Origin of the sequence: Stenotrophomonas sp. HITSZ_GD (assembly GCF_029543105.1) — a bacterium.
Lineage (GTDB): Bacteria > Pseudomonadota > Gammaproteobacteria > Xanthomonadales > Xanthomonadaceae > Stenotrophomonas_A.
In genome coordinates, this window is the sequence record NZ_JARQXB010000003.1 from 155,350 (window position 1) to 177,800 (window position 22,451).

Annotated in this window: 19 protein-coding genes and 1 tRNA gene; 15 read left to right on the forward strand and 5 right to left on the reverse strand. The window is 67.5% G+C overall.

The window, feature by feature from the left end:
- Positions 1–12 precede the first annotated feature (12 nt).
- Both nadC and P6166_RS04155 read right to left on the reverse strand, forming a co-directional pair.
- The gene (gene nadC, locus P6166_RS04150; RefSeq protein ID WP_277763263.1) at positions 13–903 is read right to left on the reverse strand and encodes a carboxylating nicotinate-nucleotide diphosphorylase; all 891 of its coding nucleotides are present in this window, start codon (positions 901–903) and stop codon (positions 13–15) included.
- Positions 904–906: 3 nt separating this feature from the next.
- Positions 907–1,176, reverse strand: a complete 270-nt coding sequence (locus P6166_RS04155; RefSeq protein WP_277763264.1) for a Trm112 family protein — start codon at positions 1,174–1,176, stop codon at positions 907–909.
- A gap of 67 nt (positions 1,177–1,243) precedes the next feature.
- Between P6166_RS04155 and purE the strand changes: the two genes are divergently transcribed.
- Both purE and P6166_RS04165 read left to right on the forward strand, forming a co-directional pair.
- Positions 1,244–1,747, forward strand: coding sequence for a 5-(carboxyamino)imidazole ribonucleotide mutase (purE, locus tag P6166_RS04160; protein ID WP_277763265.1), 504 nt, complete (start codon positions 1,244–1,246; stop codon positions 1,745–1,747).
- Positions 1,744–2,889, forward strand: a complete 1,146-nt coding sequence (locus P6166_RS04165) for a 5-(carboxyamino)imidazole ribonucleotide synthase (protein ID WP_277763266.1) — start codon at positions 1,744–1,746, stop codon at positions 2,887–2,889. Before purE ends, P6166_RS04165 begins: the two co-directional genes overlap by 4 nt.
- A 113-nt stretch (positions 2,890–3,002) precedes the next feature.
- On the opposite strand, the gene P6166_RS04170 is transcribed toward P6166_RS04165, so the two are convergent.
- On the reverse strand, positions 3,003–3,581 hold the full coding sequence (locus tag P6166_RS04170; RefSeq protein ID WP_277763267.1) for a Fe-Mn family superoxide dismutase: 579 nt from the start codon (positions 3,579–3,581) through the stop codon (positions 3,003–3,005).
- A gap of 109 nt (positions 3,582–3,690) precedes the next feature.
- Between P6166_RS04170 and grxD the strand changes: the two genes are divergently transcribed.
- From grxD to P6166_RS04230, 12 genes are all read left to right on the forward strand, one after another.
- Positions 3,691–4,011: a Grx4 family monothiol glutaredoxin gene (gene grxD / locus P6166_RS04175; protein ID WP_130319187.1), complete on the forward strand. Its 321-nt coding sequence runs from the start codon at positions 3,691–3,693 to the stop codon at positions 4,009–4,011.
- Positions 4,008–4,760, forward strand: a complete 753-nt coding sequence (locus tag P6166_RS04180) for an SDR family NAD(P)-dependent oxidoreductase (RefSeq protein ID WP_277763268.1) — start codon at positions 4,008–4,010, stop codon at positions 4,758–4,760. The genes grxD and P6166_RS04180 overlap by 4 nt, the downstream gene beginning before the upstream one ends.
- Positions 4,761–4,904: 144 nt before the next feature.
- A complete protein-coding gene (locus P6166_RS04185; protein WP_277763269.1) occupies positions 4,905–5,504 on the forward strand; it encodes a YhgN family NAAT transporter in 600 nt (199 codons plus the stop codon).
- A gap of 343 nt (positions 5,505–5,847) precedes the next feature.
- Positions 5,848–9,030, forward strand: a complete 3,183-nt coding sequence (locus P6166_RS04190) for a TonB-dependent receptor (protein ID WP_277763439.1) — start codon at positions 5,848–5,850, stop codon at positions 9,028–9,030.
- Between the two features lie 106 nt (positions 9,031–9,136).
- Positions 9,137–10,525, forward strand: a complete 1,389-nt coding sequence (gene ppnN, locus P6166_RS04195) for a nucleotide 5'-monophosphate nucleosidase PpnN (RefSeq protein WP_277763270.1) — start codon at positions 9,137–9,139, stop codon at positions 10,523–10,525.
- A 149-nt stretch (positions 10,526–10,674) separates the two neighbouring features.
- On the forward strand, positions 10,675–11,190 hold the full coding sequence (locus P6166_RS04200; RefSeq protein WP_277763271.1) for a Tfp pilus assembly protein FimT/FimU: 516 nt from the start codon (positions 10,675–10,677) through the stop codon (positions 11,188–11,190).
- On the forward strand, positions 11,187–11,660 hold the full coding sequence (gene pilV, locus P6166_RS04205) for a type IV pilus modification protein PilV (RefSeq protein WP_277763272.1): 474 nt from the start codon (positions 11,187–11,189) through the stop codon (positions 11,658–11,660). The genes P6166_RS04200 and pilV overlap by 4 nt, the downstream gene beginning before the upstream one ends.
- Positions 11,657–12,922, forward strand: coding sequence for a PilW family protein (locus P6166_RS04210; protein ID WP_277763273.1), 1,266 nt, complete (start codon positions 11,657–11,659; stop codon positions 12,920–12,922). Before pilV ends, P6166_RS04210 begins: the two co-directional genes overlap by 4 nt.
- A gap of 3 nt (positions 12,923–12,925) precedes the next feature.
- Positions 12,926–13,414, forward strand: a complete 489-nt coding sequence (locus P6166_RS04215) for a PilX N-terminal domain-containing pilus assembly protein (protein WP_277763274.1) — start codon at positions 12,926–12,928, stop codon at positions 13,412–13,414.
- Between the two features lie 3 nt (positions 13,415–13,417).
- Positions 13,418–18,472 carry a PilC/PilY family type IV pilus protein gene (locus P6166_RS04220; RefSeq protein ID WP_277763275.1) on the forward strand — a complete coding sequence of 1,685 codons (5,055 nt, stop codon included), beginning with the start codon at positions 13,418–13,420 and terminating at the stop codon, positions 18,470–18,472.
- Positions 18,469–18,912 (forward strand): type IV pilin protein, encoded by a 444-nt coding sequence (locus P6166_RS04225; RefSeq protein ID WP_277763276.1) that lies wholly within the window; start codon positions 18,469–18,471, stop codon positions 18,910–18,912. The genes P6166_RS04220 and P6166_RS04225 overlap by 4 nt, the downstream gene beginning before the upstream one ends.
- Before the next feature lie 74 nt (positions 18,913–18,986).
- Positions 18,987–19,063, forward strand: a tRNA-Asn gene (locus P6166_RS04230).
- A 275-nt stretch (positions 19,064–19,338) separates the two neighbouring features.
- Here the strand turns inward: P6166_RS04230 and P6166_RS04235 are convergent.
- Complete coding sequence (locus tag P6166_RS04235) at positions 19,339–19,530, reverse strand: hypothetical protein (protein ID WP_277763277.1); 192 nt, start codon at positions 19,528–19,530, stop codon at positions 19,339–19,341.
- Between the two features lie 206 nt (positions 19,531–19,736).
- Between P6166_RS04235 and P6166_RS04240 the strand changes: the two genes are divergently transcribed.
- A complete protein-coding gene (locus tag P6166_RS04240; RefSeq protein ID WP_277763278.1) occupies positions 19,737–19,979 on the forward strand; it encodes a hypothetical protein in 243 nt (80 codons plus the stop codon).
- A gap of 83 nt (positions 19,980–20,062) precedes the next feature.
- On the opposite strand, the gene P6166_RS04245 is transcribed toward P6166_RS04240, so the two are convergent.
- On the reverse strand, positions 20,063–22,444 hold the full coding sequence (locus P6166_RS04245) for a PAS domain-containing protein (protein ID WP_277763279.1): 2,382 nt from the start codon (positions 22,442–22,444) through the stop codon (positions 20,063–20,065).
- Positions 22,445–22,451 lie beyond the last annotated feature (7 nt).

A 22,451-nucleotide genomic window follows, 5' to 3' on the forward strand; every position in this document is an offset into this window, starting at 1 on the left:
CCAGAGCGCCGTTCAGGCGGTGTGATGAGGGGGCGGGCCGAGCTTGAGCGAAAGATCCACCGCGTGCACGTGCTTGGTCAGCCCGCCGATGGAGATGCAATCCACGCCGTCCTCGGCGATCGCGCGCAAGCCTTCCAGGCCGACGCTGCCGGAAACTTCCAGCGGAATGCGCTGTGCCTGCGGCACGCTGCGCGCGATGCGCACCGCCTCGCGGCGCAGTGCGGGCTCGAAGTCGTCGATGAGGATGCGCTCGCAGCCCGCGGCGATCGCTTCGCGCAACTGGTCCAGGTCCTCAACCTCCACCACCAGCGGCAACGTGGGCTGCTGCCGGCGCGCCGCGGCGACCGCCGCGGTGATCGAGCCGGCGGCGCGGACGTGGTTCTCCTTGAGCATCACCGTATCGAACAGGCCGATGCGATGGTTCTCGCCGCCGCCGCAGCGCACCGCGTACTTCTGCGCCAGCCGCAGGCCGGGCAGGGTCTTGCGCGTGTCCAGGATGCGCGTGCCGGTGCCGGCGACGGCCGCCACGTAGCGCGCGGTGGTGGTGGCGGTGCCGCTCAGGGTCTGCAGGAAATTCAGCGAGGTGCGCTCGGCGCTGACCAGGCTGCGGCTGCGCCCGGCGAGCGTGGCCAGCACGCTGCCCGCCGCCACGCGCTCGCCTTCGGACACGCGCCAGTCGATCCGCACCTGCGGGTCGAGTGCGCGGTGGCAGGCGTCGAACCAGGGGCGGCCGGCAATCACCGCATCCTGCTTGCACAGCAGGTAGGCGATGTCGTCGGTGTCGGGCAACAAGGCGGCGGTCACGTCGCCGCTGCCGATGTCCTCGGCCAGGGCGCGGGCCACGTCGGCGTCGATCTGCGCCTGCGGCAGCCAGGCCGGCAGCACGGGGGCGGCGAAGGACACGGTTCAGCGCGCGGGGAAGTCGGCGACCTGGCTGGTGTCGATGGCTTCTTCGGCCAGCAGCACCGGGATGCCATCCTCGACGCGGAAGATCTGCTTGCGGTCGCGGCTCACCAGCGCCTCGCGCAGTGGCTGCGCCAGCGCCTCGCCATCGGCCTTGCGCACGTTGCCAGCGGCGATGGCGCGGTTCAATGCATCCAGTCCGGCGGATTCCAGCAGCCCGAGCGGCTGGCGGGTGTGGGGCGAGCAGAGCAGGTCGAGCAGTTTGCGGTCCATGGCCTGGGTCGGGTCTTCGTCTTGCGTGGAAGGCGGCTAGAATACGTCTTTAAGGCAGGGTAGGGCCATGACCTCCAAGCAAACCGCGCCGCTGGTCGGCATCGTGATGGGCTCGCGCTCGGACTGGGACACCATGCAGCACGCGGCCCAGAAGCTCGACGCGCTGGGCGTTCCTTACGAAGTGAAGGTGGTATCGGCGCATCGCACGCCGGACGTGCTGTTCCAGTACGCCGAGCAGGCGGCCGCGCGCGGCCTGCGCGCGATTGTCGCGGGCGCCGGCGGCGCTGCGCACCTGCCGGGCATGCTCGCCGCCAAGACCGCGGTGCCGGTGCTCGGCGTGCCGGTGCAATCCAAGGCGCTCAACGGCATGGATTCGCTGCTGTCGATCGTGCAGATGCCCGCGGGCATCCCCGTGGCGACCTTCGCCATCGGCAACGCCGGTGCGGCCAATGCCGCGCTGTTCGCCGCGGCGATGCTCGCACCGCAACAGCCGGCGATCGGCCAGGCGCTGGACGCGTTCCGCCAGCGCCAGACCAACGATGTGATGGCCAGCGACGACCCGCGCCAATGACCACGGTTGGCATCCTCGGCGGCGGCCAGTTGGCGCGCATGATGATCCTGGCCGGTGCGCCGCTCGGCCTGCGCTTCAAGTTGCTCGATCCTTCCGCCGAAGCCTGCGCGGGTCAGCTCGCACCGCTGCAGGTCGGTGCGTTCGACGACCACGACGCGCTCGCCCGCTTCGTCGAAGGCGTGGACGTGGTGACCTTTGATTTCGAGAACGTGCCGGCCGACAGCACGCAGTGGCTGCTCGACCACGCACCGGTGTTCCCCGGCCCGCAGGCCTTGGCCGTGGCGCAGGACCGGCTGAGCGAGAAGACGTTGTTCCGCGAGTTGGGCATCCCGGTGCCGGATTTCGCCGCCGTCTCCGATCGCGCGGGGCTGGACGAGGCGCTGGCGCGCATCGGCACGCCGTGCATCCTCAAGACGCGCCGCTTCGGCTACGACGGCAAGGGGCAGTTCCGCATCAAGTCGCCGGCCGACGCCGCCGCGGCGTGGGACGCGCTGGGCGCGCAGGCCGGCAGCGTCGGGTTGATCGTCGAGGCATTCGTGCCGTTCCAGCGCGAGGTCAGCGTGGTCGCCGTGCGTGGCCGCGATGGCGAATTCCGCGCGTGGCCGCTCACCGAGAACTGGCATGTCGACGGCGTGCTGTCGGCAAGCCTGGCACCGGCGCGCGCCGACGCCGCGTTGCAGGCCACCGCGGCCGGCCATGCGCAGCGCCTGGCCGAGCGGCTGGACTACGTGGGCGTGTTCGCGCTGGAGCTGTTCTGCCGCGATGGCGAACTGCTGGCCAACGAAATGGCGCCGCGCGTGCACAACTCCGGGCACTGGACCATCGAAGGCGCAGAGACCTCGCAGTTCGAGAACCACCTGCGCGCGGTGCTGGGCCTGCCGCTGGGCGATACCGCGATGCGCGGCCACGCCTGCATGCTCAACTGGCTGGGCGAGATGCCCGATGCGTCCGCGTTCCTGGCGGTGCCGGGCGGGCATTGGCACGACTACGGCAAGACCTCGCGCGCCGGTCGCAAGGTGGGCCATGCCACGCTGCGCGCCGATACCCAGGTCGCGCTGGCGCAGGCGCTTTCCCGCGCCGGCCAGGCGCTCGGGCGGGTGGCGCAGGTCGCGCCGGTGGTGGCGCGGCTGGAAGAAGGCTGAGCGGTATCGGCTGCGCGCCTGGCCGCAATGGCTTCAGGCGCGGGCGCGGAATGCGCGGTCGCGATGGAAGCCGCCGCCGCGGATTCTCCGCGCGGGCGGCGGCGCCACGGCGATCAACGCAGCCGCGAGGCCACGAAGTCCCAGTTCACCAGCTTCCAGAACGCTTCCAGGTATTGCGCGCGGCCGTTGCGGTAGTCGATGTAGTAGGCGTGCTCCCACACGTCGCAGGCCAGCAGCGGGGTGTCGTCGCCGGTCAGCGGGGTGGACGCATTGGCCGTGCTGACCACCGCCAGCTGCCCATCCGGGCGTTGCACCAGCCACGTCCAGCCCGACCCGAAGGTGCTTAGCGCCATGCGGTCGAACTCGCCACGGAAATGGCCGAAGTCGCCGAACGCCTGCACGATTTTCTCCCCCAGCTTGCCGGTCGGCTCGCCGCCGCCGCGTGGGCGCAGGCACTGCCAGTAGAACTCGTGGTTCCACACCTGCGCGGCCTGGTTGAAGAGCTGGCCTTGCGCGCGCCGCACGATGTCCTCCAGTACCAGTTCGGCGAATTCGGTGCCGGCGATCAGCGCGTTGAGGCGGTCCACGTAGGCGCGCTGGTGCTTGCCATGGTGGTAATCCAGCGTTTCGGCCGACAGGTGCGGCGCCAGCGCGGCGCGGTCGTAGGGCAGGGGCGTGAGTTCGATGGGCATGGGCGAGGGAAGGGGCCACGTGGGTCGCGGCCTGTGCTTACAATGACGGACCAGGCAGCAGTCTAGCCGACCCGCAGGTCGGTACTGCCGCCGCTACAGGAGAATCGCCATGCCGGTGATGGAGCGCATCCAGGCGGAAGTCGAAGGGCATCCGATCGTGTTGTTCATGAAGGGAACCCCGCAGTTCCCCATGTGCGGTTTTTCCAGTCGCGCCGTGCAGGCGCTGCTGGCCGCCGGCGCCGAGCGCCTGCACACGGTCAACGTGCTCGAGGAGCCGGAGATCCGCGCCAACCTGCCGCGCTATTCCAACTGGCCGACGTTCCCGCAGTTGTTCATCCATGGCGAGCTGATCGGCGGCTGCGACATCACCCTGGAGCTGTTCGAATCCGGCGAACTCAAGCGCATCGTCGCCGAGGCCTACGCCTCGTGAGTGCCGGCGAGGCGGCCAGCGCACCGGGCGTGCTCGAAGGCCGCGTGGTGCTGATCAGCGGTGCGGCCGGCGGGCTCGGCGCCGCCGCCGCGCAAGCCGCCGCCGCCGCGGGGGCCACCGTCATCCTGCTCGGCCGCAAGCCGGCGAAGCTGGAACGCCTGTACGACCGCCTCGCCCAGGTCGGGCCGGAGCCGGTGATCTACCCGTTGGACCTGGCCGGTGCCACGCCGGACGATTACGCCACCCTGGCGCAGCGCGTGCAGGACGAATTGGGCCGCCTCGATGGCGTGCTCCATTGCGCCGCCGACTTTCCCGGCCTGACGCCGTTCGAGCTGGCCGATCCGGCGGTGATGGCGCGGGTGCTGCACGTCAACCTCACCGCGCGTGCGTGGCTGTCGCAGGCCTGCCTGCCGCTGCTGCGCCAGCGCGAGGACGCCGCGTTGGTATTCGTCGTCGATGATCCCGCGCGCGTCGGCCAGGCGTACTGGGGAGGCTATGGGGTCTCGCAGCAAGGCCAACGCGGGCTGCTCGCGAGCCTGCATGGCGAAACTGCCGCCAGCCCGGTGCGGGTCTGCGCCCTGCAGCCGGGGCCGATGCGAACCGCGTTGCGCGCGCGGGCCTACACCCACCAGGAAGACCGCGAGGCCGTCGAGGCCTCGCGCTACGCCGCGGCCTGCGTGACCTTGCTCGCGCCTGCCGGCGCCGCGCATCGCGGCACGGTATGGGCGGCCACGCCCACGCCGGCCTAGCCGAATCGCATCCGGCACGGGACAATACGCGCCCGACGCGCCGTGCCGGCGCCCTGCTGCCGAGGCCGCGTCCGGCGCCCGCGCCCGGCGCCGCTTTCGTGACCGCCGCCAAGGCGGGCGCCTTCCGTCTTCCCAGGCTCTCCCATGACCATCCTGTCCGCCGCCCTGCTGCTGTTCCTGATCCTCGATCCGCTGGGCAACATTCCCGTCTTCCTCAGCGTGCTCAAGCCGCTGCCGGCGCGGCGCCAGCGCATCGTGCTCGCCCGCGAGCTTCTGATCGCGCTGGTCGTGCTGATGGGTTTCCTGTGGGGCGGCAAGTACGCGTTGGAGATGATGCACCTGCGCCAGGAGTCGGTATCCATCGCCGGCGGCATCGTGCTGTTCCTGATCGGTATCCGCATGATCTTCCCGCGCCCGGAGGGGCTGATGGGCGAGATCCCGGATGGCGAGCCCTTCATCGTGCCGCTGGCCATTCCGCTGGTCGCCGGTCCCTCCGGCATGGCTGCGGTGATGCTGATGGGCAGCGGCGAGCCGCACCGCCTGCCGGATTTCAGCTTCGCGCTGCTGATCGCCTGGGGCGCGACCTCGGCGATCCTGTTCTCCGCCACGCTGCTCTACAAGCTGCTGGGCCACCGCGCCCTCTCGGCGCTGGAGCGGCTGATGGGCATGTTGCTGGTGGCGATCTCGGTCCAGATGTTCCTGGATGGCATCGGCACCTACCTCAAGCTGCCGACCACCATCTGACGGCGCCCCATGCCCGCCGTACACGGGGCGTGATGAAGCGCTGACCGTGTCCTTGCAAGCCCCGCCATGCTGCGGGCGCACATAAGTGCCTGTTTCGGCGCAAGTCTTTGTGTTGCAAGCGTTTCCATCCGTGGCGCGCGGTGGATTCGTAGTCACGCGCCCGTCACATTTCCCGACTAACGTGTTAACCTGTTGTTAACCGTTACGGCCGAAACCAGACCGTCCGGTAGGGAACCCCAGATCACATCAGCGCATTGCCGGCGACGGCGGTGGCTGAGCCGTTTTTTCCGCATCCGTCAACGCATCGAGGCTACCGCCCATGACTCACCCCCGCCAGTTCCGCATGTCCAAGCTCGCGCTTGGCCTCGTGGCCGCCCTTGCCGCCGCGCCCGTGTTCGCGCAGAGCACCTCCGCCGGCGTCGGCGGCGTGGTCACCTCCACCAGCGGCCAGCCGGTGTCCGGCGCCGAAGTGACCATCACCCACGTCGAGTCGGGCACGGTCAGCCGCGCCACCACGGACGAAGCGGGTCGCTACACCGCGCGCGGCCTGCGCGTCGGTGGTCCGTACAGCATCACCATCACCAAGCCGGGCGAGGGCACCAAGACCGAGGACGGCATCTACCTGGGCGTCAACCAGACCGCGAGCGTCAACGCCGCGCTGACCGGTGACCTGACCACCCTGGAAACCGTCAACGCCGTGGCCGTGGCCGGTGGCTCGGAAGTGTTCAGCGCCACCAAGACCGGCTCGGGCACCCAGGTCAGCCAGGAGACGATCACCGCGCTGCCGTCCATCAACGGCAACATCCAGGACTACATGCGGCTGGACCCGCGCGTGGCCTTCGTTGACCGCGCCTCGGGCAGCATCTCGGCCGGCGGCCTGAACCCGCGCTACAACTCCGTCAGCATCGACGGCGTCGCCGCCAGCGACACCTTCGGCCTGGAAGGCAACAACATGGCGACCCGTCGCCAGCCGGTGTCGATGGAGGCCATCGAAGCCCTCGACATCAACCTGTCCAACTACGACGTCAGCATCGCCAGCGCCGCCGGCGCCACCGTCAACGCGGTGACCAAGTCCGGTACCAACGAGTTCCACGGCTCGGTGTACGGCAGCTACCGCGACGGCGACTGGTTCGGCGACAACCCGGACGGCACCCCGTTCAACGGCTTCACCAAGGAAAAGACCTACGGCATGACCCTGGGTGGTCCGGTCGTCAAGGACAAGCTGTTCTTCTTCGCCAACTACGAGAAGTTCGAGCAGAACGCGCCGGGCGCCGACCTGGCCAGCACCGCGTACGGCAAGGCCAATGCGGTCATCAATGACGACTTCATCGCGAAGGCCCAGCAGATCGCCCAGAACAACTGGGGCATCGACCCGGGCACGCTGAGCAGCAACGGCAACACCGACCTGGAAGAGTACGCGCTGAAGCTGGACTGGAACATCAACGACCAGCACCGCGCCAGCGTGCGCTACAGCAAGCTCGACCAGAGCAAGCTGCGCATCAACGGCATGGCCAGCAGCTCGGTCTCGCTGAGCTCGTACTGGTACCAGCACGAGAAGTCGATCGAGAGCTACGTCGGCCAGCTGTTCTCCGACTGGACCGACACCTTCTCGACCGAGTTCAAGGTGTCCTACCGTGACTACTCGGCCATCCGCGTCACCCCGACCACCGCGCCGAGCATCCAGATCCAGTCGGGCAACGACTCGCTGTACCTGGGTACGGAGCTGAGCTCGCAGAACAACATCCTGACGACCAAGACCTGGAACTACTACGGTGCCGGTACCTGGACGCTGGGTGACCACGACCTGAAGTTCGGCGTGGACTACAGCACCAACGAGATCTACAACTACTTCGCCCAGAACGGCTGGGGCAGCTACATCTTCCAGGGCCTGGACAACTTCGCCGCCGGCATCTGGTCCAGCTACCGCCTGGCCGCCGAGACCTCGCCCGGTTCGATCCCGGCCGACTACAAGTACAACAGCCTGGGCCTGTTCGTGCAGGACACCTGGTACGTCAACAGCAACCTGACCCTGACCCTGGGCCTGCGCGCCGACCGTCCGGACACCAGCCCGTCGCCGACCTACAACGCGCCCGCCTCGAACACCTTCGGCTACAACAACAGCGAAATCTTCAACGGCGATTTCCTGTTCCAGCCGCGCGTGGGCTTCAACTACAACTTCGACACCGACCGCCCGATGCAGCTGCGCGGTGGCGTGGGCCTGTTCCAGGGTGATTCGCCGCAGGTGTGGATCGGCAACAGCTACTCCAACACCGGCCTGAACTACACCTCGTACAACCAGACAAACACCAGCACCACTACCACGCCTGTGCCGTTCTCGCCGGATGGTCTGAACCAGCCGGTCCCGACCGTGCCGGGCTCGCGGCTGCAGAACGTCAACTTCGTCGGCCACGACTTCAAGCAGCCGTCGCTGTGGAAGGCGAACCTGGCCATTGACAGCGAGTTGCCGTGGTATGGCATCGTCGCGTCGGCCGAAGTGCTGTACACCAAGGTCAAGGACGGCCTGTACTACCAGGCGCTGAACCTGGGCCCGGGCTATACCGGTCCGGACGGCCGCACCCTGTACTGGAACCCGACCAAGGTCAGCTGGACCTCGGCGGAAACCGGCAGCAACTCGGCCGCCAGCCGCTTCGGTCGCTACAGCAACTACGACGCCGTCTACCTGATCGACAACACCGACAAGGGCAAGACCTCGCAGTTCACCGTCTCGCTGACCAAGCCGTTCTCGGAAGGCAGCGACTGGTCCTGGACCCTGGGCTACACCTACACCCACGCCACCGAAGTCGGCCCGCTGACCAGCTCCACCGCCAGCTCGGGCTGGGCGTACCAGTACGCCTTCGACGTGAACTCGAACACCGAGAACACCTCGCGCTACGAGATCAAGGACCGCATCAGCGGTTCGCTGGACTGGAAGCACAAGTTCTTCGGTGACTACGAAACCCGCGTGGGCCTGGTGTACGAAGGCCGCAGCGGTCGTCCGTTCAGCTACGTCTACGCCAACGACTTCAATGGCGACGGCCGTACCTACAACGACCTGTTCTACGTTCCGAATGGCGACGTGCTGTTCGGCAGCGTGAACTCGGCCGGCCAGTTCACCCCGGACGCCACCATGGCCGCCAACTTCAATGCCTGGCTCGCCGCGCATCCGGAAGTGGCGAAGTACGCCGGCAGCTATGCCCCGGCCAATGCCTTCCGCACCGGTTTCGTGAACACCTTCGACGTGCGCATCAGCCAGGAGCTGCCGGGCTTCTACAAGGGCCACAAGTCGCAGATCTGGCTGGACATCCAGAACGTGGGCAACCTGATCAACAAGGATTGGGGCCACATCGTGGACTACGGCTTCTACGCCGACGCCTCGGTGGCGCGCCTGGCCGGCATCTACAACGGCCAGTACGTGTACAACTACACCGGCACCAGCCAGCCGACCGCTGCCAACGCGGACGCCGACGGCTTCAACGTCGGTGTCTCGCAGTGGTCGCTGCAGGTGGGCTTCCGCTACCAGTTCTGATCCTTCGGAACCCAAGCGGAACAGGAGACGGCCGGGGCAACCCGGCCGTTTTCTTTTGTCGGGGGGACTGGGTTACAGTCCCGCGGCTGCATTGAAGGAGTAGCTCATGGAACAAGGCAACAAGGTGGCGACGGCGCTGCCGGCAGTGGATGCGCGGATCTACCCGCGCGGCGGGCTGGACGTGCTCTCCCGCGCCGAAGTGGCGCGCCTGCGCGATGCTTCCGCCGGCGGCATGCATGAATTGTTGCGCCGTTGCGCGCTGGCGGTGCTGACCAGCGGCAGCGCCTCGGACGACCCGCGCGCCGCGCGCGATCTCTATCCGGATTTCGACATCCAGGTCACCCAGCAGGACCGGGGGGTGCGCATCGACCTGAGCAAGGCGCCGGCGATGGCGTTCGTGGATGGCGAGATCATCCGCGGCGTGGCCGAGCTGCTGTTCGCCGTGGTGCGCGACCTGGCCTACATGGCCATCGAACTGGGCCCGCAGTACGCGGCTGACCTGGAGTCGGGCGAGGGCATCACCAACGCGGTCTTCGGCCTGCTGCGCAACGCGCGCATCCTGCAGCCCTCCGACCCGAACCTGGTGGTGTGCTGGGGCGGCCACTCGATCTCGCGCGACGAATACCTCTACACCAAGCAGGTCGGCTACGAGCTGGGCCTGCGCGGGCTGGACATCTGCACCGGCTGCGGCCCGGGCGCGATGAAGGGGCCCATGAAGGGCGCCACCATCGCCCACGCCAAGCAGCGCCGCACCAACACGCGCTACATCGGCGTGACCGAGCCGGGCATCATCGCCGCCGAATCGCCCAACCCCATCGTCAACCACCTGGTCATCATGCCGGACATCGAGAAGCGCCTGGAGGCCTTCGTCCGCATCGGCCACGGCATCATCGTCTTCCCGGGCGGCGTGGGCACGGCGGAGGAAATCCTCTACCTGCTGGGCATCCTGCTGCGCGAGGAAAACGCCCACCTCCCGCTGCCGCTGATCCTCACCGGCCCGAGCATCGCCGCGCCGTACTTCGAGCAGATCGACCGCTTCATCCGCCTGACGCTGGGCGATGCGGCCGCCTCGCGCTACGAGATCATCGTTGGCGACCCGGTCGAGGTGGCGCGCCGCATGACCCGCGGCATCAAGCAGGTGCGCGAATACCGCATCGCCCAGCGCGACTCGTTCTACTTCAACTGGTCGATCACCATTCCCGAGGAATACCAGCGCCCGTTCGTGCCCACGCACGAGGCGATGGCCGGGCTGGACCTGCACCAGGGCCGGCCGGCGCCGGCGCTGGCGGCCGACTTGCGCCGCGCGTTCTCCGGCATCGTGGCCGGCAACGTGAAGGAGGAAAGCATGCAGCGGATCGAGGCCCACGGCCCGTTCGAGATCCACGGCGATGCCCAGATGATGCAGGCCCTGGACGAACTGCTGCGCGCCTTCGTCGAGCAGCGCCGCATGAAGATCGCCGGGGACTACAAGCCCTGCTACCGGGTCGTGACCTGATCCGGGCGCCGGCCCCCGGGGCTGGCCGGGGAGGGCGGGCGTCAAAGCCTTGACGCCCGTCCGCCCGAACCGACCGTTCGTCCCGCCCGTGCTTGCCCCCGGCGGTCCCGGCGGGCACGCTGGGCACCTACACGCTGGGGAGCGTATGTATGCCGTGCCGTAGCAGTCGTGGCTTCACACTGGTGGAACTGATGGTGACCATCGCCGTGCTGGCGATCCTGGTCGCGATCGCCTTCCCCAGCTTCGAGGCGACCTTCCGTTCCAACCGCGTGGCCACCACCAACAACGCGCTGCTGTCGGCCCTGTCGATGGCCCGCAGCGAGGCGGTACGCAACACCCGCGGCGGCGGCGTGTGCGCCAGCGCCGACGGCGAGGGCTGCAACGGCAACTGGAGCAATGGCTGGATCGCGTTCGCCGACAACGACGGCAGCGGCGATTTCACCGATGGCGATACCGTCATCAACTTCACCCAGCTCAACCCCAAGATGGAAGCCGATGGCGACGGCGTGGACGTGATCGCCTTCAACTCGCGCGGCATGCGCGTTTCCACGGCCGACCAGGCCATCGTCCTGCGTCCCACCACCTGCGGCGGCCAGGAGCTGCAGCGCACCGTCAACGTGAGCCCGACGGGCACGGTGCGCGTCACCAAGGGAAATTGCCCATGAGCCGGCGTTTGAGTTTCCGTCCCCGCGCCAGCGCGGCGGGCTTCACCCTGATCGAAGTGATGATCGCCGTGCTGGTGATGGGCGTGGGCCTGCTGGCCTTCGCGCTGCTGCAGACGATGAACGTGCGTTTCACCAAGAGCGCGCAGCAGCGCACCGTGGCCACCAACCTGGCCTACGAGATCATCGACATCATGCGCAGCCAGCGCAGCCGCGGCTCCTACTTCAACGGCATCAGCTACGACAGCTTCGGCGGCATCAGCGGGCCGTGCGAGCGGGGCCAGGACATGGGGCCCACGGCCAGCATCGATCGCTGGAAGTGCGAGGTCGCCACCGCGCTGCCGGACGGGCAGGCGCAGGTGCAGCTGCAGGCGGACGGCACCGTGGACGTGACCGTGCGCTGGGGCGATTCCAGCTGGGAAACCGACGTCACCAAGGCCGTGACCGCGTTCACCGTGAGGAGCCGGATATGAGTTTCGCCGTAGCCCGCGCGGCAGCGCGAGGCCGCCGTCGCCAGGCGGGTCTGTCGCTGATCGAACTGATGATCGCCATGGTGATCGGCCTGGTGCTGATCCTCGGCCTGATCCAGGTCTTCGCCGCTTCGCGCCAGGCTTACCAGCTTTCCCAGGGCATCGCGCGCAACCAGGAGAACGGCCGCTTCGCGATCGACTTCCTGTCGCGCGACCTGCGCATGGCCGGCCACACCGGCTGCGTCAACGACCAGCAGCTGCTGGCCGCCAATGCCGCCGGCCTGCCGATCGGCGGCAACATCCGCACGCTGTTCCTCAACGAGGCCGACCGCAACAGCAATACGGTGGCCAACGTTCCGTTCCCGCTGCGCTTCGATGTCGCCATCCAGGGCTTCGATGCGGTCGGCACCGAACCGGGCGACAGCCTCGCGGTCAGCACCACGCCCGCCGCCGGTGCCGCTGCCGACTGGTCGCCGGCGCTGCCCAACGCGCTGGCCAACCTGACCCCGCGGCCGATCCGCGGCAGCGACATCGTCATGCTGCGCTACTTCTCGGCGGAAGAAACCAAGATCCAGGGCTACACACCTGGCGCGACGCCGGCCGTCATTTACCCGGACGAAGGCGCGGCGGGCAGCACCCGCGTGGCGACCGGTGGCCGCGGCCTGTACGCGGTGGCCGACTGCGGTGGCGCCACCGTGTTCCAGGCCACCGCCGCGCCGGGCAACACCGGCATGAACGTGGACCAGAGCGGCTTGAACCTCAGCTCGCTGAGCTTCGTCGGCTCCCACGACGGCGCGCCGGCCTACAGCGCCGGCCAGGCGTCGCTGTTCCGCGCCGAGTCAGTGGCCTACTACGTGGGGCTGAACGCGGACAACGTGCCGTCGCTGTATCGCGCGCGCTGGCGCGCCAATCCGGCGGGCGCGCTCGCCGTGGATTCGGAAGAGATGGTGGAAGGCGTGGAGTCCTTGCAGCTGCTGTATGGCCAGGACTCGGCCGCGCTGACCTCCATGCCCAGCGGCTACATCAACGAAAGCTATTCGGCCGCCGACATCGGCGATGCGACCAACGCCGCGCGTTGGCGCCGCATCGGCTCGGTGCAGGTGGGCCTGATCGTGCGCGGCGGCAGCGAGCGGGCCGCCTCCGAGCAGGCCGAGGACGGCGACATGAGCGTGCTGGCGGTGTCGATCAATCCGCCCGCCGACGGGCATTACCGCTCCGTATACGAAACCACGGTTGCGCTGCGCAACCGCCTGTTCGGGAACTGACGCATGAACCAGCGCAAATTCCAGGCCACCCGCCTGGGTGGCGGCCACCAGCAAGGCGCCGTGCTCTACGTGGCCTTGATCATGTTGATCCTGCTGGCGCTGATCGGCGTGGTCGGCATGCAGGTCGCCAGCATGCAGGAGCGCATGTCGGCCAACTACCTGGCGTCCAACCAGGCGTTCCAGCAAGCCGAATTGCAGGTGCGCGAGCGCGAGGCCGACATCACCAGCGGCGGCGAGTACGACTACGAAGAATGCAACGTGCCGTTCGAGCCGGTGGAGTGGGCGAACGAGGTGGGCAACGACGTGGGTTCGGAGGTGCGCACGCGCAACGTCAGCATCTGCAACCGCCAGTGCAGCGCCGGGGCCGGCGTGGATGTCTCCGAGCAGCCCTGCAACATGTTCCGCACCACCGCGTTCAGCCGCAATCTCCCCGATGACGCCGCCGCTTCTTCTTCGCTGGCCGCGGTCGACACCATCTTCATCAGGCCCTGATCGATGAAACTCAATCTCCTCAAGTACGGCTTGCCCCTGGTCGCGATCGCCGCGCTGGGTTCGCTCGTCTACAAGGGCGTCACCGCGCCGGGCCCGCTCAACATCGCCGACGCGCCGCTGTTCACCCGCGTCGCGCTGCCGCCGCTGAACATGCTGGTGATGGGGCGCGACCACAAGCTCTATTACGAGGCGTACAACGACGCCTCGGACCTGGACAACGATGGCGCGCTGGACGTCGGCTACAAGCCGGACCAGATCTCGACCTACTACGGCTACTACAACTCCCACGTCTGCTACACGACCGACGGCACCAAGTTCGTGCCCTCGTCGGCGGCCGGCGGCACCAACGGCAAGCAGTGCGACGGCGCCACCTGGAGCGGCGACTTCCTCAACTACGTGACCACCTCGCGCATGGACGCCCTGCGCAAGGTGCTTTTCGGTGGCTACCGCGAGGTCGATAGCGCCACGCAGACCATCCTGCGCGCGTCCTACACCCCGCAGGACGCCCATAGCTGGGGCAAGCAGTACACCTCCCAGGCGGTGGATGGTTACGACATCACCAAGTACACCCCGCTGAGCGCGCCGGGCACCGGCCGTTACCACCTGTTCGCGGTGACCACGCTCAGCGACAACGGCATCCCGCAGATGCGGGTGCTGCGCAACACCACCTTCAAGATCTGGAACTGGGTGTCGATCGAACGCCCGGTGGCCGGTGACGATTGCTTCACCGCCAACAACAGCCGCGTGAACTGCGTGACCGGCTCCGGCACGGCGGATGGCTGGCAGGTGGTGCCGGCCGCCAACCTGTCCAACCTGCGGATCACGACGTGGAAGCGTTCGGGCAACACGCCCGGCAGCGACGCGGATATGACCACGTTCTTCAACGGCAACCGCGACAACAACCGTTGCGGCACGGGCACCAACCTCACCCAGATCTACACCACCGGTCCGAACAACAATCCCTTCGTGCCCGGCAGCAACAACTGTACGCAGGATGGGTACGCCACGCTGATCACCGGCAATATCTACGCCTCCACCGCCGGCAACTACAGCTTCGCCGTCAACGGCGACGACGCGATCGACGTGTATATCGACGGCCGCCTCGTGGTCGGCTGGTATGGCGACCATGGCGGCGACACCTCCGCCAACGGCCTGACCAGCCACTCCGGCACGGTCAACCTCACCCAGGGCAGCCACACCGTGCAGGTCCGCCATCGCGAAAACGCCGGCGACGACTACTGGCAGCTGTACTGGAAGACGCCCGATTCCGGCGGCTCGGTCAGCATGACCAACTATCCGCTGCGCGTGGAAGCGTGCCCGCCGGGTGCCGGCAAGGCCGCGTTGCGCGAGGACAACTGCAAGGTCTACTCGAACAACACCTCCTACAAGCCGACCGGCATCCTGCACGAGTACGGCGAGAGCAACCGCATGTTCTTCGGCCTGCTCACCGGCTCGTACCAGAAGAACACCACCGGTGGCGTGCTGCATTCGAACATGTCGAGCTTCTCGCGCGAGCTGAGCCCGACCACTGGCCAGTTCTGCCTCAACGGCAACTGCGGCAGCGGCAACGACGTGAAGGGCATCGTGCATACGATTAGCACCTTCCGCATGCTCGACTTCAACTACAACGGCTACCAGTACGGCTGCGGCTGGATCACCACCCGCCCGGTGAATGCCGGCGAGTGCTGGATGTGGGGCAACCCCGTCGCGGAAATGATGTACGAGACGCTGCGCTACTTCGGCGGCGCCACGCAGCCGCGCGCGGAATACGACATCAACAACAACTCGCAGGACATCGCCACGCTGGCGCTGTCCAAGCCGAGCTGGGTGCCGCCTTACACCTCCAAGGCCAACGGCGGTGGCGGCTACCCGGCCTGCTCGCAGCCGACCATGACGGTGCTCAGCGACATCAACCCGTCCTACGACTACAAGTTGCCTGGCTCCCACTGGAGCACGTTCAGCGGTAGCGGCGACCCGACCTCGCTCAGCGGGCTGAACGTGTCCACCGAGGCCGACGCCATCTGGGCGGCGGAAGGCGGCGGCACGCGCAAGGTGTTCATCGGCGAATCCAACGGCGTGGTGGACAACGCGCCGACGCCGAAGGACGTCAACAACATGTCCACCATCCGCGGCCTGTCGCCGGAGGAGCCGTCCAAGCAGGGTACGTACTACTCCGCCTCGGTGGCGCGCTTCGGCGCCAACCACAAGATCGGTGGCGACAAGTTCGTGCGGACCTACTCGGTGGCGCTGGCTTCGCCGCTGCCGAAGTTCGAATTCCCGGTGGGAAGCGGCCGGGTGACCCTGGTGCCGTTCGCCAAGTCGGTGCGCGGCAGCTCGATCGACGCCAGCGGCAACTTCCAGCCGACCGACCAGATCGTGGACTTCTACGTCGCCAAGGTCGCCAACACGGGTGCGCGCGACCAGGACGCCACGGTCAACGGCGGCCGCCCCTACGCCGAGTTCCGCATCAACTACGAGGACGTGGAGCAGGGCGCCGACCATGACATGGACGCCATCGTGCTCTACACGCTGGAGGTGACGGCGACCAACGAGCTGAAGGTGACGCTGAAGTCCGAGTACGCCGCCGGCGGCATCGACCAGCACATGGGCTACATCATCTCCGGCACCACCGACGACGGCGTGTACCTGGAGGTCTGTGACCTGGCCGACGGCCGCACCAACGACGGCAACCGCAGCAGCTGCGCCGGCCAGCAGGCCTACAAGTTGAATACCCCGCCGGGCCGTTCGCCGGGCTACTGCAACACCACTTCGATGCCGAGCGACTGCACCGGCCTGCCGCCGACCGCCGTGCGCAACTTCAGCGTGGGCAACACCGCCGGCGCGACGTTGCTCAAGGATCCGCTGTGGTATGCCGCCAAGTATGGCAACGACCAGGGCGTGACCCTGGACGCCGATGGCGACCCGACCAACTACTTCCTGGTCACCAACCCGCTGTACCTGCGCGAGCAGCTGACCAAGGCGTTCGATGCCATCGGCACCTCGTCCGGCTTCAGCGGTTCCACCGCGGTGGTCGGCGCCCGCGTCAGCGCCAGCTCGTTCCTGGTGGTGCCGTCGTATGCCAGCCTCAACGACGGCAAGGACTGGGTGGGCGATATCACCGCCTACTCGGTGTCCTCCAGCGGTGGTTTCGGCGCCAAGCTGTGGTCGGCGGCCGCGCGCCTGCCGGCGACGGCCACGGCGGTGAACGAGCGCAAGGTGTACACCGCCATCGCCGACGTCAATTCGGCCAACCGCGACGACAACGTACGCGAGTTCCGCGCCGCGCAACTCGCCGTGGACCCGAATAACACCAGCAACAGCGAGATGTTCGGGCGGCTGGGCTATACCGAAGGCGAGATCTCCGCCAACTTCGGCGCGGTCACGCCGAACCAGCTGGTCGCCTACCTGCGCGGCGAGCGCACGATGGAGGGTGCGGTGCTCAATACGGCGCCGTTCCGTACGCGCAGCAGCATCATGGGCGACATTATCAACTCCTCGCCGGTGGTGGCCACCAAGCGCGCCAACTACGGCTGGGCACGCGCCAGCGGCCTGCCGCAGGCCACGCGCACCGCGTACACCACCTATCTGACCGCCAAGGCGGATTCGAGCAACCGCGAGTACGTGTACGTAGGCGCCAACGACGGCATGCTGCACGCCTTCAACGACCAGGGCGACGAGCAGTTCGCCTATGTCCCCAACGGCGTGCTGCGCAACATGGCCTACCTGGCCAACCGCGCCTACCAGCACCAGTACTACGTGGATGGCAAGCTCACGCTGGGCGACGCCGTGGTCGATGGCAGCTGGAAGACCGTGCTGGTGGGTGGCCTGGGCGCCGGCGGCCGCTCGGTGTTCGGCCTGGATATCAGCAACCCCGGCGAGTTCGACGAAAGCAACGTGATGTGGGAAGTCACCTCCACCACGCAGCCGGACCTGGGCTACGTGATGGGCAAGCCGGTCGTGGTGCCGCTGCAGAACGGCCGCTGGGTCGCGCTGTTCGGCAACGGCTACAACAGCACGAACGGCCGGGCCGGCTTGTTCGTGGTGGATATCGCCACCGGTGCGGTGATCAAGAAGATCATGGTGGACGATGGCATCGTCGGCAACGAGACCGCCGCGGGGTTGTCCGAGCTGGGCTACAACGGCATGGGCAGCATCTCCGCCGTGGATACCGACTACGACGGCCTGGTGGACACCGTGTACGGCGGCGACCTCCACGGCAACCTGTGGAAGTTCGACCTGAGCGACGCGAACGAAGCGAACTGGGGCACGTCCTATCGCGACGGCCTGGGCAATGCCAAGCCGCTGTTCATCGCGCGCGACCCGAGCGGCAACCGGCAGCCGATCACCGGCGGCTTGGAAATCGCGGTGGGTCCGGGCACGGGCTACATGGTGTACTTCGGTACCGGCCGCTACTTCGCCGTGGGCGACAACGGCACCAAGGACATCAGCAGCCTGTATGCGGTGTGGGACAACGGCACGGCGGTGGACAATTCGCGTAGCGCGCTCGTGCAACAGACGCTCAGTGCCGGCAGCAATGGAGATCCCTCCACGCGCGTGGGCAGCCGCAATTCGGTGAACTACTACACGCACCGCGGCTGGTTCATGGACCTGGTGGTGGGCGACGATGCACAGGGCGAGCGCATGATCGCCCAGCCACAGATCTCCGAAGGCAGCATCCTGTTCCCGACCTACACGCCGGGCGTCACGGCCGACTGCGATCCGGGCGGCCTGAACATGACGTACAAGCTGGCCTCGCTGACCGGTACGCCGAACATGGGCGTGGTGACGCTGGAGCCTTCCGGCACCACCGTGGGTGGCGAGGACACGGTGGCGGTGGGTACCAAGGGCGATGCGCCGAACCAGAACGTGGGCCTGACGCACAACTCCAAGCCGGACCCGGCGTTCTGCAACCCCGGCGACGACGACTGCACACTGCCCGACGAGGACGGTGGCAGCGAGGCGCGTTGCACCGAGGTGATCCTGGACAGCCCCGATTCGACCAACACCCTGACCACCGCGCGCGTGTGCGGCCGTCAATCCTGGCGACAACTGCGATGAACACGAGGACTTCGATGATGGCCCTGGGCAGCACCCGTAATCGCCGCGACGCCGCCGGCTTCACCCTGATCGAGCTGATGATCGTGGTGGCGATCATCGCGATCATCGCGGCGATCGCGTATCCCTCGTTCACCGACCAGGTGCGCAAGTCGCGTCGCGCGCAGGCCAAGGCCGACCTGCTCGAGCTGGCGCAGCTCGCCGAGCGCTCCCGCACGGTGCACAACACCTATGGCGAGTTCGACCTGCCATTTGCGCAGTCGCCGCGCGAAGGGACCGCGCGTTACACGATCCAGTGGTCGGAAGAGCCCGATGCCAGCACGTTCGAGCTGGAAGCGGTGCCGGTGGGAAGCCAGGAGGGTGACCCGTGCGGCACGCTCACCATCAATCAGGCGAACCGCAAGACGCCCGCGCCGAGTGACGACGGCCCGGTTTGCTGGTGATATCAGGGTCTGAAAAGAAGTGATGTTCGGGCGCTTGCATGCCTCCCGGAAATCTCGTTACAATGCGCGCCCCCGCCCGAATAGCTCAGCCGGTTAGAGCACTTGACTGTTAATCAGGGGGTCGTTGGTTCGAGTCCAACTTCGGGCGCCAGAAATATCAAGGGCTTGCGGATCTTCCGCAGGCCCTTTTTCTTTGTGCGGGGAAATCGCCGGGAGAATGAGGCCTTTTCAGGGCCGGAGCGACCTCGTCGAGGTCCCGCGCTCCTCCGTGCAGGAACTTGGGCGGCATGACGTGCATGTAGTAGCCGCATTGACGCGGCATCTGCGGGCGGTGGGGAAGGGCGCGACGGTATCGCCGGTGCGCACAACAACGCCTCCTTGGTACCCGCGGATCGAGCGCGGCCGACAGCCTCTTTATGCCATCGATCATTCCTGGTCTCGATCTCGGCGCTGAAGCGTCTTCGTCAAACCGCCTTGCGCATTGAGCGGGCCAAGCGCAAGTTGCGTCATCAGCAGTGCGTGCTTTTCAAGCGAAAGCAGGAGCAGACGCTTCAGGGTCTTCGGGTTCGGCGCGGCCATTGCGTACTTGGTCCATGCCCTGAGCAAGTCTTCGTTCAATGCGCATCGTTTCAGCCTTGCGATAGCCCCCACGGATCGCCACCACTCGACGAAATTTCTCAAACGTGCGCGACATCCACGCCGAGTGAGCGCGTGATCACCCGCGCTACACGTAATGCAATCGCCGCTGACGCAAATCCGCGTCGGAATGAATTCGTACAGGTTCGCCTTTGCATGCTCGGGTCGACGTTCACAAGGAGCCGCCTATGCGATTCTTGGATAAGACCCCGGCAGAGATGCTGGAATTTGCCGGCAGCAAGCCTGCTCGCGCCGCGCAGCAGTTTCTCGCGAACCGCTACCCCACGGTGGCGTGGACGGCGACGAGCTTTATCGGAACGCCGCCGGAAGTGGCCAGTGCCACCTACTTGGATGACGGGGGAAATACCCTCGTGCTGCTGTTCCAGCAGCGCGGTATTGCCTGGTTGATCAGCGAAAAGGCGCCCGACTAAATGCAGGTGACTGCCGAACGCGTCTTCGCCAAGTACGGCGAAACGGGCGGAGCGACGTTGCGTCGCTCCGCCCTGTCTTTACTTCAAGGTGCCGCGCCAGCGACCTGGTTTTCCACCGCCGGCGCGTCCAGTGCCTTGCGGACCGCGTTGGAAAGATCCGCGCGCGTGAACGGCTTGGCGAGGATCGCCGTGCCGCGTGCCACGCTGTCCTGCGCCGCCATGTCGCGCGGGTAGCCAGACGCCAGCAGCACGCGCAGTCCCGGCTTGCGCAGCTTGGCTTGCTGGGCGAGTTCCCAGCCGCTCATGCCCGGCATGACAATGTCGGAGAGCAGCAGGTCCACGCGCACGTCGGGGCGCTCCAGCAGGCGCAGCGCGGATGCGCCGTCATGCGCTTCCAGTACGCGATAGCCCAGGTGGCGCAGCGCCTCCACGGTGTACGCGCGCACATCGTCGTTGTCTTCGGCTACCAGCAGGGTTTCTTCCGGTGCGTCGACGCCTGCCATCAGCGGGGCCGGCGTCTCGCGCGAAAGCGGCAGCGGCAGGTCCGAACGCGGGAACAGCAGCGTGACCATCGTGCCCACGCCCAGCGTGGACTCCAGCAGCACGTGGCCGCCGGATTGTTTGACGAAGCCATATACCATCGGCAAGCCCAGGCCCGTGCCGCGGCCAACTTCCTTGGTCGTGAAGAACGGCTCGAACACCCGCACCATGGTCTCGTGTGACATGCCGTGCCCGGTATCGCGGATGCGCAGCCGCACGTAGTCGCCTTCGGCGATGTCCGGATGCTGGGCGGCATAGTCCTCGTCCAGATGAACGTTAGCCGCTTCGATCGACAGCACGCCGCCCTCGGGCATGGCGTCGCGGGCATTGACCGCGAGATTGAGAATCGCGCTCTCCAGCTGCGCCGGGTCCAGCTCCACGCACCACGCGTCGGGGGCGACATCGACCTGCAGCCGCACCAGTTCCCCGAGGGCACGCTGCAGCATGTCCTGCATGCCCTGCATGTGCGCACCGATGTCCACCGCCTGGCTCTGCAGCGGCTGCTGCCGCGCGAACGCCAGCAGCCGCTGGGTCAGCGCGGCGGCGCGCGAGACGCCCCGCATCGCGTTGTCCAACGCGCGGGCGGGGCGGGCGGCGGCATCGCCGAGGTGGTCGATCATCAATCGCGCGTGTTCGATGTTGCCCGCGATGATGGTCAGGATGTTGTTGAAATCGTGCGCGATGCCGCCGGTGAGCTGGCCCACCGCCTCGATCTTCTGGCTCTGCCGCAAGGCCGCCTCGGCCTGGCGGCGCTCGGTGGTCTCCACCGCCTCGGACACCACGGCCGACACCTCGCCGTCCGGGTCGTGCAGCGGGCGGAACGAGAAGTCGAAGCTGCGCGTACCGGTCGGCAATTGCAGCTCCAGCTCGTGGCGCGACTCGCGGCCGGCCGCGGCCGCGCTCACCGCTTCGCGGATCAGCGCCGGGGCGCCGGGCGTGGCGGCGAACCATGCCGATTCGCAGAACGGCTGGCCGGCGACCTCCGGCAACGTGCACAGGATGGCCGCCAGCGAGGCGGCATTGGCCTGCACGATATCGCCATGGATGGTCAGCAGGCTCTGGTGCTGGAAGCTGGATTGGAACACGGCCTGCAAGCGGCTCTCGCTGCGGCGCAGGTCGGCGGTGCGCTCCAGCACCTGGTGCTCCAGCGACTCGTTGATCTGACGCAGCGAGAGCTCCGCGCGCTTGAGGTCGCTGATGTCGCGCGCCATCGTGTAGTAGCCGGTAACGGCGCCGTGCGCGTCGCGCTCGGGCACGCCATCCACCTGCGCATAGCGCACCGAACCGTCCGGGCGCGTGAGATGGCTTTCGAAGTTGATCCGCTCGCCCGCGAGCGCGCGCTCCAGGTGGGGACGCGCGCGCTCGAAGGCGGCCTCGCCCACGACCTCGGCGATCGACATGCCGATCAGTGCGTCGGGCGCGATGCCATACCAATCCAGGCTGGCGGGGTTGGCGAAGCGGAAGCGGTGGTCCGGGCCGAGATGGCTGATCAGGGCCGGCAGTGAATCGGTGATCAGCTGCAGGCGGTTGCGGCTTTGCTGCAGCTCGGCCTCGGCGCGCGCCAGCTTGGCGCGCTCGGTGCGCTCGGCGAGCGCGCGCACGACGGCATCGGGCAGCCGTTGCAGGCGCTGCTTGACGACGTAATCGCGCGCACCGCGCGTCAGCGCCTGCACGGCCAGCTCTTCGGTGAGCGTGCCGGACACGAAGATGAAGGGGATCTCCGGCGCATGCTCGCGCGCCAGGGTCAGCGCGGTGTCGCCATCGAAACCGGGCAAGACGTGGTCGGCGAGGATCACGTCGTAGTCGTGCTCGATCGCCCGCAGGAAGTCCTCGCGCGTCCACACGCGATCCACCGCGAACACCAGGCTCGCGCGCTTGAGTTGGGCGACGATGAGCTCGGCGTCGAGCGCACTGTCTTCCAGCATGAGGATA